Annotated in this window: 12 protein-coding genes; 8 read left to right on the forward strand and 4 right to left on the reverse strand. The window is 70.8% G+C overall.

Annotated features, from left to right (window positions below; genetic code table 11):
• Positions 1–102: 102 nt before the first annotated feature.
• The 4 genes from HYV93_18655 to HYV93_18670 all read right to left on the reverse strand — a co-directional run bounded on the left by HYV93_18655 (position 103) and on the right by HYV93_18670 (position 3,296).
• Positions 103–1,032 carry a creatininase family protein gene (locus tag HYV93_18655; GenBank protein ID MBI2527992.1) on the reverse strand — a complete coding sequence of 310 codons (930 nt, stop codon included), beginning with the start codon at positions 1,030–1,032 and terminating at the stop codon, positions 103–105.
• Positions 1,033–1,195: 163 nt separating this feature from the next.
• Positions 1,196–1,726: a diheme cytochrome c gene (locus HYV93_18660; GenBank protein MBI2527993.1), complete on the reverse strand. Its 531-nt coding sequence runs from the start codon at positions 1,724–1,726 to the stop codon at positions 1,196–1,198.
• On the reverse strand, positions 1,723–2,154 hold the full coding sequence (locus HYV93_18665; protein ID MBI2527994.1) for a DUF1924 domain-containing protein: 432 nt from the start codon (positions 2,152–2,154) through the stop codon (positions 1,723–1,725). The genes HYV93_18660 and HYV93_18665 overlap by 4 nt, the downstream gene beginning before the upstream one ends.
• Positions 2,151–3,296, reverse strand: a complete 1,146-nt coding sequence (locus HYV93_18670) for a cytochrome b/b6 domain-containing protein (protein ID MBI2527995.1) — start codon at positions 3,294–3,296, stop codon at positions 2,151–2,153. The genes HYV93_18665 and HYV93_18670 overlap by 4 nt, the downstream gene beginning before the upstream one ends.
• Positions 3,297–3,403: 107 nt before the next feature.
• On the opposite strand from HYV93_18670, the gene HYV93_18675 reads away from it, so the two are divergent.
• From HYV93_18675 to HYV93_18710, 8 genes are all read left to right on the forward strand, one after another.
• Positions 3,404–3,736 carry a PepSY domain-containing protein gene (locus HYV93_18675; GenBank protein MBI2527996.1) on the forward strand — a complete coding sequence of 111 codons (333 nt, stop codon included), beginning with the start codon at positions 3,404–3,406 and terminating at the stop codon, positions 3,734–3,736.
• Entirely contained in the window at positions 3,736–4,416 is a 681-nt protein-coding gene (locus HYV93_18680; GenBank protein ID MBI2527997.1) for a response regulator transcription factor, read from the forward strand. The genes HYV93_18675 and HYV93_18680 overlap by 1 nt, the downstream gene beginning before the upstream one ends.
• A 50-nt stretch (positions 4,417–4,466) precedes the next feature.
• Positions 4,467–5,804 carry a hypothetical protein gene (locus HYV93_18685; GenBank protein MBI2527998.1) on the forward strand — a complete coding sequence of 446 codons (1,338 nt, stop codon included), beginning with the start codon at positions 4,467–4,469 and terminating at the stop codon, positions 5,802–5,804.
• 219 nt (positions 5,805–6,023) lie between these two features.
• Positions 6,024–7,625, forward strand: a complete 1,602-nt coding sequence (locus HYV93_18690; protein MBI2527999.1) for a ribonuclease J — start codon at positions 6,024–6,026, stop codon at positions 7,623–7,625.
• 153 nt (positions 7,626–7,778) lie between these two features.
• Positions 7,779–10,001 (forward strand): DNA translocase FtsK 4TM domain-containing protein, encoded by a 2,223-nt coding sequence (locus HYV93_18695; protein ID MBI2528000.1) that lies wholly within the window; start codon positions 7,779–7,781, stop codon positions 9,999–10,001.
• Between the two features lie 190 nt (positions 10,002–10,191).
• Complete coding sequence (lolA, locus tag HYV93_18700) at positions 10,192–10,857, forward strand: outer membrane lipoprotein chaperone LolA (protein ID MBI2528001.1); 666 nt, start codon at positions 10,192–10,194, stop codon at positions 10,855–10,857.
• A 30-nt stretch (positions 10,858–10,887) separates the two neighbouring features.
• Positions 10,888–11,385: a YajQ family cyclic di-GMP-binding protein gene (locus HYV93_18705; GenBank protein ID MBI2528002.1), complete on the forward strand. Its 498-nt coding sequence runs from the start codon at positions 10,888–10,890 to the stop codon at positions 11,383–11,385.
• A 555-nt stretch (positions 11,386–11,940) separates the two neighbouring features.
• On the forward strand, positions 11,941–12,849 hold the full coding sequence (locus HYV93_18710; GenBank protein ID MBI2528003.1) for a PEP-CTERM sorting domain-containing protein: 909 nt from the start codon (positions 11,941–11,943) through the stop codon (positions 12,847–12,849).
• Positions 12,850–12,907 lie beyond the last annotated feature (58 nt).

A 12,907-nucleotide genomic window follows, 5' to 3' on the forward strand; every position in this document is an offset into this window, starting at 1 on the left:
CCACGGCAGGAGGGGGATGCGCCCTTCCCCCGTCGCCGTCTGCCGAAGACCCACCGGCGCTGACCCGGCCGTAGGCCACCGGTCCCTGACCCGGCCCCGGGGCTACATCGGCCGGAAGGTGCGGTTCCAGTAGTCCCGGTTCTTGACGTCCACCTTGATCTTCTTCACTTCCTCGATGAACTCGGCCATGATCTCGGCCTTCTTCTGGATGATGCGCTTGCCCTTCTCCGCGGAGGCGGTGAAGGGGTTGCCGGGGCGGCCGATGAGGCCGGTGTCGCTGTACTCCTGGTGGTCCATGGGCACCCAGGCCACGTCGAGACCGTTCATGGTGAGATAGGGCGAGCCATTGGCCTTGGTGAACTTGTCGCTCACTTCGGTGATCCACTTCGGCGGATGGGTCCAGTCCTTGTCCGTCCGGTCGAGGTGCACGATCTTCTTGCCGTACAGCCGCTCGAAGTACAGGCACTCGGCGGTCTCCACCTCGCTGCCGTGCCAGCCGGGCGCCTCCTCGGGCGGGTTCTCGATGAGCCCGGTGCCCTTGAGGAGCCCCGGCGCCGCCTCGGCGTCGTTGCGGTAGCAGCAGATGAAGGCGTCGGTCTCGTAGCGCAGTGCCCGCAGGGCCGGGTCCACCGCCTTCATGTTGGAGGTGTGCCCGGTGGCGAAGACCAGCTTGTTGAAGCCGTTGTGGATGAGGGAGCGGCCGACCTCGTACAGGACGTTCTGATAGGTCGCGGCGCTGAGCGTGACCGTCCCCGACGCCATGCCCGCCGGATGGAGATGCTGCGGCGAGTACCCGAACGGGATGAGCTGGTAGTAGGGGACGCTGGCCAGCTCTGCGGCGAGCATGCAGGGCAGCTCGGTGGCGATGCTGTCCGTGCACACCGGCAGGTGCCGCCCGTGCTGCTCCGTGCTCCCCAGCGGGATGAGCACGACGTCCGTCTCCTCCAGCCACTCCCTCACGTCCAGGTAGCCGCACCGGAACAGGTTGTGGATCTTCTCCTTCTTGACCTCGCCCTTCTCCTGCCATTCCATGCTGGGCCTCCGGGTGTCGAGAGATTCACGGACCTCGGCGTCGACGATGTCCCGCAACGTGTGTCGAGTCGGGGACTCTTGGGCCCGCGCGCGGGTGGCCAGGATAGCACGCCGCGGCGCGCGGCAGGAGCCTCGAGACACGTCGTGGGGGTGCCGGCCGCTGTCAGCGCGGAATGCGGATGGCGCCTTCGTCGTAGTTGCCCTGTTCGGCCCGCAGATGGCAGGCCGGACAGTTCGCCTTGCTGCCGACCGCCTTCCGCTGCCAGGCGTCGGGCGGCACCTCGCCGGCGTTGTGCTTCCTGAGGAACCGGCCCGTCTCGGTAATCCGCAGCGGCGTGCGGTCGCCCGGGATGCTGGCCATGAACTTGCCGCCCTCGCGGGTGCGGGTGACGTCGCCGGCATGGCCGGTGAGGTAGGTGACAATGGCCTGGCGGGTCGCCGCCGGCAGGGTGGCCTTCTCGCCGAAATGGTCGTCGAGGCCGTTCATGAGCGCCACCCACGAGCGCCGGGGCAGCATCTGCGGCGCGAAGGGCATGTGGCAGTCGCCGCATTCCTTTCGCACCAGCGGGTCGGTGACCGGCGGCAGCGGCTCGCCGGCCCCGGCCTGCCCCGGGGCGACGAAGGCGGTGAGGGCAGCAGTAAGGATGGCGGCAACGGCAAGAGCGATCGTGCGCATTGGCGTGGTCTCCTTCACTGGCTCAGCATGTAGGCGAGGAAGTCGCCCTTCTCCCTGGGCGTGCACTCGCGTCCCAGCACGCTCTGGCAATTGCGGCTGAACCACTTGTTGACCTTCTCGGGATCGGTGTAGCGGTGGGCCACCTTTGAGACGGCCATCGGCTCGATCGGCTTGCCGGCGCGCGTCTGGCCGGACGTCTGCGGGGTGGCGCCGTGGCAGGTGTCGCACGCCGGCGTATCCGGCTTGCCGCCGCCGGGCCGGGCCTTGTAGAAGGCGGCGCCGCGCGCGGCCGAGAAGCCGGCGAAGCCGGGATCGGCGGCGCGGGCCTGGGCTGCAAGGTCGGCCACGATGCGCTCGCGCGGGCCTTCGGCCCTCGCCGGCACGCTGCCGAGCAGCAGGAACAGGGACAGGGACAGGGACAGGCAGCGGGCGAGGGTCGTCGTCATCGCTCTGTCACTCCTTGAGGGATCGCGATCTTCGGGCCGTGGAAGCCGCCGGTGTCGGCGTCGCGGTGGCAGGCATTGCAGTTGCCGGAGCTGCGCACGGCCTTGCTCCTGAACACGGCCGGCGCGATGTCGGCGTGCGTGCGCTTCCAGTAGGGGGTGGCGGTGATGCGCAGCGGCTCGGCCGGCGAGCCGTGGCGGAACCCGTTGGCCGCCTTGGTGTCCCAGCTCTCGGCGGCGTAGGCCTGCAGGAACGCGCCGATGTCGGCGGCGGTGGCGGCCGGCAGGCGGGCGTCCTCGCCGAAATGGTCGGCCAGTCCCGCCATCATCGTCTTCCACGAGGCCGCCGGCAGCAGGCTGGGGTGGTAGGCAGGATGGCAGTCGCCGCACTCCTTGGTGTAGGCGACGTGGCGCGGCATATCGGGGACGCCCCTGGGCGGCAGGGCGGCCAGCGCGCTCAGTCCGCCGCTGCTGACGGCGGCGATGGCGGCGACGCTCAACGCCCCCAGCCACGGGCGGGCCGACTCGAAACGCGGCGGAGGTGCCTCCCCCGGCAGGCGCTTGAAGCCCGTCACCATGGCCCGCGCGAGGTTCTGGCGCTCCACCACGCTGCTGACGGCGACGCCGGCCACATGCAGGCCTACCAGGGTGATCAGGGCAGCAGCGAGGCCTGCGTGGAGACTCTGGAAGGCGCGGCCGGCGGCATAGGAGACGACCCCCGCCAGGGGCCCGTGCTTCTCGACCCCGCCGAAGGCGACGAGGCCGCTGAGCAGCAGCGCGGCGACCGTCCCCAGGAGGGTGTAGATCATCATGGCGCCGGCCGGGTTGTGGCCGAGATGGTGCGGCGGGCGCCCCCGCGCCAGATCCCTGAGGTAGGCCACCGCCGCCCGCGGGCGGAGGGGGAAGCTGGCGAAGCGGCTGGTCTCGGGCCCGAACACCCCCCACACCAGCCGGAATGCGATCAGGCCGGCGATGGCATAGCCCAGGATGGCATGCGTGCCGAGCATCCACTTCGGCCCGAACCAGCCGATCAGCGCCGTCGCCAGCAGCAGGCCGGCCAGCGACCAGTGGAGCAGGCGCGTGGGCAGGTCCCACACGCGAACCGAGCGGGTCAGGGTTCCTCGATCGTTACCGTCGTCGCTCATGAGTATCCTCCTCGATGCTCGTGTGTGGACCTTAGCGAAGGCCGTGTGAACCGGCGGTGAACGGAGAATTCAGATTCGGTTCATCCGCGGCCGGCTATGCTGGGGCCATGGGTAGACGCGTCCTCGTCGCCGTCCTGGCCGCCTCCCTGCTCGCCATCCCGGGCGTATGGGCCGATGAGCGCCAGGAGGACCACGAGCGCGCCCGTGCCGCGCTGGAACGCGGCGAGGTGGCACCGCTGGCCCAGGCCATCGCCAAGGTGCAATCCCTCTACGCCGGCGATGTCGTGGAGACCGAGATCGAAAGCGAGCACGGCCGCTTCCGTTACGAGATCAAGCTGCTGACGCCCGAGGGTCGGGTCCTCAAGGTCGTGCTCGACGCCCGCACGCTGGAGATCGTCAAGGTCAAGGGCCGCCCCGGCCGCGACGGGCGGAGGAAGTGATGCGCATCCTGGTGGTCGAGGACGATCCCGCGCTGGCTCGCCAGCTCAAGGCGGCCCTGGCCGAGACCGGCTACGCGGTCGACCGCGCCCCCGACGGCGAGGAGGGCGAGTTCCTGGGGGAGACCGAGACGTACGACGCCGTCGTGCTCGATCTCGGGCTGCCCAAGGTCGACGGGGTGACCGTCCTCCGGCGCTGGCGGGCGGCGGGGCGGACCATGCCGGTGCTCATCCTCACCGCGCGCGATGGCTGGGGCGAGAAGGTGGCGGGTTTCGATGCCGGCGCCGACGACTATCTGGGCAAGCCCTTCCACATGGAGGAGCTGCTGGCCCGGCTCCGGGCGCTGATCCGCCGGAGCGCAGGCCACGCCCAGCCGGTGCTCGACTGCGGGCTGGTGCGCCTCGACACCCGCGCGGGCCGCGTCACCGTGGACGGCACGCCGGTGGAGCTGACGGCGCACGAGCTGAAGGTGCTCAGCTACCTCATGCATCACCTGGGTCGAGTGGTCTCCCGCAGCGAGCTGACCGAACACGTCTACGCCCAGGATTTCGACCGCGACTCCAACACCATCGAGGTCTTCGTCGGCCGCCTGCGCCGGAAGCTGGGGGCCGACGTGATCCGTACCTATCGCGGTCGCGGCTACTGCATGGTCGCCGCCCCCGCCGGCGAGGACGCCCCCTGAGAGCGGCCGATCCGCCCGCTGCCCCCCCGGGGGCACCGGCGGTCGCGCCGGTGGGCTCGCTGCTCGCCCGACTGGTCGGGGTGGCGGTGCTGTGGATCGCGGTGGCCCTGCTGGCGGCCGGGTTGATCCTGGCCCACCTGTTCCGCGCTCACGTCGAGCGCACCTTCGACGCGGGGCTGCGCGATCACATGGCCGAGCTGGTGGCATTGGCCGACACCGATGCCGCCGGCCGTCTTCGCCTCAAGCGCCCATCGGTCGATCCCAACTTCGCCCGGCCGCTGTCGGGCTGGTACTGGCAGATCACGGACTCAACCGGCCGGATCGATCGTTCGCGTTCACTGTGGGACCAGGAGCTGGCGGTCCCCGCGGCGGGACCGTCGCCCCGCCTCGTCGTCCTCGCCGGGCCGCGGGGCCAAGCCCTGCGCGCCCTGGTGCGCGCCGTCGACCTGCCAGAGGCGCCAGCGCCTTTCGGCTTCGTGGTGGCCGGCCCCCAGGAGGAGATCGAGAAGGCCGTCCACGGCCTGGTGTCGGTGCTGGCCGTGGCCCTGGTGGTGCTGGGGCTGGGCCTGGTCGGCGCGGTGGTCGGCCAGGTCGGGGTGGGTCTGCGGCCCTTGCGGCGCCTGCGCCGTGCCGTCGCCTCCGTGCGCGCCGGGCGCGCCGCCCGGGTCGACGGCGCCTATCCCGCGGAGGTGGCGCCACTGGCCGACGAGATTAACGCGCTCCTGGCCCACGACGCCGAGGTGGTGATGCGGGCACGCACCCAGGCCGGCGACCTGGCTCACGCATTGAAGACGCCGCTGGCGGTGCTCGCCAACGAGGCCGCGGGGCTGCCGCCGGAGCGTGCGGCGCTGGTGCGCGGCCAGGCCGATCTCATGCGGCGTCACATCGACCGTCATCTCAGCCGCGCCCGCGCCGCCGCCAGCCGCAGCGTGCTGGGTGCCCGCTGTCCGGTCGGGCCCGTGGGTGCTGCCCTGGTCCGGACCCTGGCGGCGCTGCACCGCGGTCGGACCATCGCCATCACCGTCGACGGGCTGGACGGCCTCGTCTTCGGCGGCGACCGCCACGACCTCGAGGAGATGCTGGGGAACCTCCTCGACAACGCCTGCAAGTGGGGCCGGACGCAGGTCAGGGCCGCCGGCCGCCTGGTGGCGCGCCCCGACGGCGACCGCCTCGAGCTGACGGTGGAGGATGACGGCCCTGGCATCCCCGAGGAGGCGCTGGGGGAGGCGCTCGTGCGCGGGCGCCGTCTCGACGAGAGCGTTCCAGGCAGCGGGTTGGGGCTCGCCATCGTCGACGACGTGGCGGCGCTCTATGGCGGCGGCGTCGCGCTGCGGCGCTCGGAGCTCGGTGGCCTGGCCGCCGTGCTCGATCTGCCGGCCGCGGGCTAGCCTTCTTCCTCCGGGAGCCGGCGCAGGTCGAGCACTGGGCCGGAACCGCCGGAGGCCTGGGGGCTCTGCGGGTTTGTTGGGCCCTGTGAGCCCGGGTGATACGATAGCTGCGCCGCCGTGAGCACCACGTATCGACCCGAGCCTGTTCCCATCGACAACCCCGTGGAGCCCTGCGTCCGCCTCATCCCCCTCGGGGGGCTGGGGGAGATCGGCCTCAACATGATGCTCGTGGAGTCGGGGGAGGACATCGTCGCCGTGGACTGTGGCCTCATGTTCCCCGACGACGAGATGCGGGGGGTGGACTACGTGATCCCCGACTTCTCCTACCTCCGCCAGCGGCGCGGAGCTTTCCGGGCGGTGGCGCTGACCCACGGCCACGAGGACCACGTCGGCGCGCTCTCCTACCTCCTCCGCGAGTTCGACGTGCCGGTGTACGGCACGCCCTTGACGCTGGCCATCGCCCGCCACCGGCTCAGCGAGCACGGGCTGGCCGAGCAGGCGGATCTCCGTCCCTATGGGCCCGGCGACGAGATCCGCGCGGGCGCCTTCCGGCTCTTCCCCATCCGCGTCACGCATTCCATCGCCGACGGCATCGGGCTCTGCATCGAGACGCCGGTGGGCACTCTGGTCCACACGGGCGACTTCAAGCTCGACGCCCATCCCGTCGACGCCCAGCAGCCCGACTACGGCGCCTTCGCCGCCCTCGGCGCGCGGGGAGTGCTCGCGCTCTGCTCCGACTCGACCAATGTCGGCCGCCCGGGGCGCACGGGATCCGAGACCGAGGTGGGCCAGGCGCTGGCCTGGCGCTTCGCCGAGGCGCCCGGGCGGATCATCGTCGCCACCTTCGCCTCGCACATTCACCGTATCCAGCAGCTGCTCGACCTGGCCGCGGCCGGCTCCCGCAAGGTCGCGCTCCTGGGCAAGAGCATGGCGGCCAACGTCGCGGTGGCTGCCGAGCTGGGCTATCTCAAGGTGCCCGACGGGCTCCTGGTCACGCTGGACGAGGCGGCGGAGCTGTCCCCGGAGCGCCAGCTCATCCTCTCCACCGGGAGCCAGGGCGAGCCGAACTCGGCGCTGGCCCTCATGGCGGCGGGCGAGCACAAGTACTTCGAGGTGGGCCCGGGCGACCTCGTGATCTTCTCCTCGCGCATCATCCCGGGCAACGAGCGGGTCCTGGGGCGGCTCATCAACGCGCTGCTCCGGCGTGGCGCCGAGGTGCTCTGGGAGGACGTGGCCTTCGTGCATGTCTCCGGCCACGCCAGCCAGGAGGATCTCGAGGAGATGCTGCGGCTGACCCGGCCGCGCTACTTCGTGCCGGTGCACGGCGAGTACCGCCATCTTCTGCAGCACGCCCGCCTGGCGGAGCGCATGGGGATCCCCGCCTCCCGCATCTTCCTCCTGGAGGACGGGCTCGGGCTCGAGCTGACCCGGTCCGGCGCGCGCGTCCTGAGCGGCTACCCCGCGGAGCGGGTGTTCGTGGACGGCAAGGGCGTCGGGGACATCGGGGCAGTGGTCCTGCGGGACAGAGAGATCCTCGCCGAGTCCGGCATGGTCGTGGTGGCACTCACCATCGATAGGCAGACAGGGGCCATCGTCGCGGGACCGGAGATCGTCTCGCGCGGGTTCGTCTACGTGAAGGAGGCCGACGACCTCATGGCCGAGGTGAAGGAGGCGATCCGTGACGCGCTGGCCGCCCGGGAGGAGCCGGAGGTGCTCGACAGGGAGCTGTTCGGCGCCATCGTCCGGAGCGCGGTGCGCCGGTTCATCAACCAGCGCTTCCAGCGCAAGCCCATCGTCCTTCCGGTAATTCTGGAGGTATAGCGAGGTGTCCACGCGACGGGGGCCACGGGCGTCAGGCGCGGGCGGGCGCCAGCCCGGGTGCCCGCGGCCAGGCGCGGGCGGGCGCCAGCCCGGGTGCCCGCGGCCAGGCGCGGGCGGGCGCCAGCCCGGGTGCCCGCGCCATGGTGACATCTGATGGCCGCCAGAATCGTGGATCCGCGTGCGGAGGACGGCACGGAGACGCTCGCCACGGCCCAGGACGCCCGCCGCCGGCGCACCGTCCGCAAGGCCGCCCGGGAGCACGGCCGCTGGGTGCGCGAGGTCAAGGGCATCCTCGCGCTGGCGCTGGCCGGGTTCGCCCTGGTGGCGCTCTACGCCTTCGATCCCGCCCGTCACCCGCTGGATCAGTCGAGCCCCGTGGGCCCGGTGGGGCTCTGGCTCGGCTCCGCGAGCTTCCAGGTCTTCGGCTATGCCGGCTACCTCTTCCCGCTCCTGCTGGTCTGTTACGGCGCGGGCGCCTTCGTCCACTCACGAATCGCGCGAGGGTGGCCCGGTGTGGTGGGACTCGGGCTCCTCCTGGTGAGCGTGGCCGGCATCCTGGCCCGCGCCTCGGATACGCTGTCGGAGCTCCGCATCCACAAGGGCGGCCTCCTCGGCTGGGCCATCACCGAGGTCCTGCTGCGCTCCGTGGGGACGGTGGGGACGTGGATTCTTCTCCTGGCGATCATCCCGGTCGGGGCTCTCTTCGTCACCCAGGCCTCCCTGGGACTGGCCTCGCGCGGCGCGGGCGCGCGGCTCGCCGGCCTCTGGCGGCGGCGTCCCGCCCCCGGCCCGGCGGGCGCCACCCCCTCCCCGAACCCAGGCGAGGGCGTGGGCAGGCCCGAGGACTCCGAGCCGACCGCCCCGCCGCCCTTCGTGGTCAAGGAGCCGCCCCGGCCCAGGGCTGGGCTCGTGGAGAAGGGACTTGCCTGGCAGGAGACCTTCGACTTCGGCACCGGCGGGGCCCGGTCCTTCCAGCTGCCGGCGGTCGGGCTCCTGGCGGCCCCCCCCGCCACCGGACTCCAGCGGACGCGGGAGGAGCTCGAGGCCAATGCCAACACGCTCAAGCGAAAGCTCCAGGACTTCGGCGTCGAGGGGCACATCGTCCAGGCCAGCCCCGGCCCCGTCATCACCTCCTACGAGTTCGAGCCGGCGCCGGGCATCAAGGTGAGCCAGGTCGTCAACCTCTCCGACGACCTCGCCCTGGCCATGAAGGCCGCCGCCGTGCGCATCGTCGGGCCCATCCCGGGGCGGGGCACCGTGGCGGTGGAGGTGCCGAACCCGGAGCAGGCCACGGTGTACCTGCGGGAGATCCTGGTCTCCTCGGAGTTCATCGAGTCCAGGGGTAAGCTGCCGCTGGCGCTGGGCAAGGACACCACCGGCAACCCCGTGGTGTCCGACCTCACCGCCATGCCCCACCTCCTCATCGCCGGCTCGACGGGCAGCGGCAAGAGTGTGGGGCTCAACACGATGATCTGCTCGCTGCTCTACAAGGCCACGCCGGCGGATGTGCGCTTCCTCCTCATCGACCCCAAGCGGCTCGAGCTGGGGGTCTACGAGGGCATCCCCCACCTCCTGGCGCCCGTGGTCACCGACGCCAAGGAGGCGGCCATGCGCCTCAAGTGGATCGTGGGGAAGATGGACGAGCGCTACAAGCTGCTCCAGGGCAAGGCCGTCCGCAACATCGAGGGCTACAACCGTGAGGTCCCGGCCGAGGAGAAGCTCCCTTACTGGATCGTGGTGGTGGACGAGCTGGCCGACCTCATGATGGCCTCGGCCGGCGAGGTGCAGAACTCCCTCGTGCGCCTGGCTCAGATCGCGCGGGCCGTTGGCATTCACCTGATCGTCGCCACCCAGCGGCCGTCGGTTGACGTGGTGACCGGGCTCATCAAGGCCAATTTCCCCACGCGCATCGCCTTCCAGGTAGCCTCAAAGGTCGACTCGCGCACGGTGCTCGACCAGAACGGCGCCGAGGGGCTGCTCGGGCGCGGCGACATGATCTTCGTGCCCCCGGGGGCGGCGCGGCCCATGCGCGTGCACGGCTCCTGGGTGGCCGATGGCGAAGTCAAGGCCATCTGCGAGTTCCTCCGCAAGCAGGGCGCCGCCGTGTACGAGAAGGTGGAGCTGCCGCCCGCGGCGGAGAGCGGCGGCGAGGGCGGTGAGGACCGGGACGACATCTACTGGGATGCCGTGAACCTGGTGATCGCCCAGCGCCAGGCCTCCATCTCGTTCCTCCAGCGCCGCCTCGGCCTCGGCTACCCCAAGGCGGCGCGCTTCATCGACATGATGGAGCAGGACCGGATCATCGGGCCCGGCCAGGGAGCCAAGCCGCGCGAGGTCCTGGTCGGCCCCGACTACCTGACGAAGCACGGCAGATGACTGGCGAGCCGCAGCCGGAGGCGAGGCGAGCGGAGGTGGAGGTCAGGCGAGCGTGAGCGAGCCAGGCGAGCCGCAGCCCGCAGTGCGAGGCGCAGCCGAAGGCGAGCCGAGTAGAAGGATCGAGAGAGCGCGAAGCGCGCCGAGGCGAGCGGAGATGGAGATGGCCCGAGCGGAGCGAGGGAGCGGACTCATGACCACAGCGCTCCTGATCACGGCGCTGGTGGCGCTTGTGGGCCTGGGGCCCCCGCCGGCGGACGCCCAGACGATGGAGGAGGTGGTGTCGGGGCTCGAGGCCACCTATGCCCGGGTGCAGGACCTCCGCGCCGACTTCTCCCAGGTGTCTCACAACCGGAGCCTGGGCCAGGACATCAGGGCGGATGGCACCGTGTACCTCAAGAAGGGCGGGAAGATGCGCTGGGAGTACCGGAGCCCGTCGGCCCAGCAAATCGTCTCGGACGGCAAGTCCCTCTGGGTCTACACCCCCGAGCTGAACCAGGTGAACACGGGCGCCGCGCCCGAGGCCCTGGCCGGTCCGGCAGGAAGCTTCCTGGCTGGCCTCGGACGCGTGCGGGAGCAGTTCCACGTGCGCTTTCTCAACCCGGCCGCCAAGGTGGATACGGCCGGCCGCCCTGTGCTCGACCTCGCCCCGAAGGTACCCACGCCGCTGCTCACCCGGCTCGTGCTCTCGCTGGACCCGAAAGATTTCGTGGTGCGCCAGGCCGTGCTCTACGACCAGCTCCAGAACACGGTCACCATGACGTTCACCCGCGTGACGATCAACGCCGGGCTCAGCGATGCGCTCTTCGCCTTCACGCCACCCAAGGGCACGGCGGTGGTGCCGCTCGCGCCCCGGTAGCGCCAGCCAGGAACAAGGGAGGAGACGGCCGTGGCCGCCGAGAACAGCTTCGACATCGCGTGCAAGGTGGACATGCAGGAGGTCGCCAACGCCATCAACCAGGCGAGGAAGGAGATCGAGACCCGCTACGACCTGAAGGGGACACGGAACGAGATCGCGCAGGAGAAGATGGAGATCGTCCTGACCTCCGCCGACGAGATGAAACTCCGGGCCGTCCTGGACATCCTGCAGTCCCGGCTTCACCGGCGCGGCATCGATCTCAAGGCGCTCACCATCGGCGAGCCCGAGCCCGCGGCCGGGGGAACCCTCCGCCAGACGGTTACGCTCCAGGACGGCATCCCCGTCGAGAAAGCCAAGGAGATCGTGCGCCTGATCAAGGACTCGAAGATCCGGGTCCAGGCCTCGATCCAGGAGAAGCAGGTGCGCGTCGCGGGAAAGAACCGAGACGATCTCCAGGCCGTCATCGCGCTGGTCAAGGCCAAGGATCTCGGCGTCGCGCTCCAGTTCACCAACTACCGCTCCACCTGATTGCCTCCGCCACGTGGAGGTGCTGGCCCCCCCAGGTCCGGCGGCAGAGGGCCCGGATACCGGTGGCCGAGGGGCCTCTCCGGTGGTTCCCTGTCGGCGAGCTTGACAGCAATCCGCCCTGGCCCAGGCTCGGAACGGCACACGACAGGGGAGCTGGGTGGCGCCCAGTTGCTGGTGGCCAGTTCGAGAAGCCCTCTCCGGACGCTGGGTTAGCCTGTAGGCCCAGCGGGGGACGGAATGCTCCCGGCGGGCATCCCTCCCCTTCCGGAACCCCGGTCCAGTGACGGCGGTGCCGGGACCGGCGCCGGCGGGGCGGCCGTGGGCCTTCCGTTTACGAAAGCCCGGACTTCATTGGCGAATACTTGTGATGAGGTCAGAGCTTTGGGTTCCCTCTCGCACCGAGCGCCATGTCGACGGCGTTGACACCTCACCACATTTCCGTGGACAGCCCATGCCTAAGTCAACGAGATCAGTGAAATTCCTGCGTGGCCCTCCACTTGCGCATCCCGTCAGATGCCAGTGGAAGCCACAAACGGGCTGGCAGGGGGAGAGAACATGGTGAGCAAGCTGGTCGGAGCCGTGATGGCGCTGCTGGTCGCTGTCCTGCTCGGGGGGGAGCCGGCCGAGGCGAGTCACCTCGTGCTGGGGAGCGCTGAGGACCTCGCGCTGAGAACCCTTGCGCTGGAGGGGTCAGACGCTACGGGACTGCATAGGGACACCACCTACACCGGTCAGCTGGGGGCATTCCTGAGGGCTGGCCGTCACGAGCCCATTCTCGTCCTGGGGACCGTGGACCTCGGCTTCGGCGGACTGGGATTCCCCGGGGACACCGTCTACGTCAGCGAGGCGGGCCTCGCCGCCATCATTGCCGCGGGCGATTTGCACAGGTCCGACTTCAGCGCCCTCTACATCCAGAGCCCGGGGGCGTGCTGCACGGAGAGACATGCGGGCGCCGCGCCGTTCCAGGCGGACATCGGCGCCTTCTACGGTGAGGGCGGCAGCCTGGCCATCCAGGACTACGGCGGCCGCGACTGGGGGGCGGCACTGCCATTCCCTACGCCGCCTCCTGGTGCCGTGAGGGGGTTCGACACGGCGGGCGGCACCGTCGGTACGTTCTGCTGGGACAGCGAGGTTTTCACGGCCGATGCGCTGGCCAAGGGGTTCACCCAGCCCCCGGTGCTGGGCTGCTGGGCCCATCAGGCGTATGACACGGCCTACTTCGGGGACGCGTCGGCTCTCGGCCTGTCGGCGGCCTTTCTCAGCCTCGTCGACTCCGGCCCGGCACACCCCCCGGGGTTCTCGAGCTTCCTCGCTCTCGGCGGCGGCCTCGGGACAGTCGGTGGCTGCCCCACCTGCCCGCCGGGCGACGGAACTCCCGGCGTTCCGGAGCCGGCCACCCTGCTCCTCCTGGGCGCCGGGCTCCTCGTGCTGGCTTGCTGGCGGAATCTGCGCAGAGTGTTCTAGAGGCCCGATCAGCCGGCTACACGGCATCCTCTCACGGGCGCCAGGGATGATCCTGGCG

This window comes from Candidatus Rokuibacteriota bacterium, assembly GCA_016188005.1.
GTDB lineage: Bacteria > Methylomirabilota > Methylomirabilia > Rokubacteriales > CSP1-6 > UBA12499.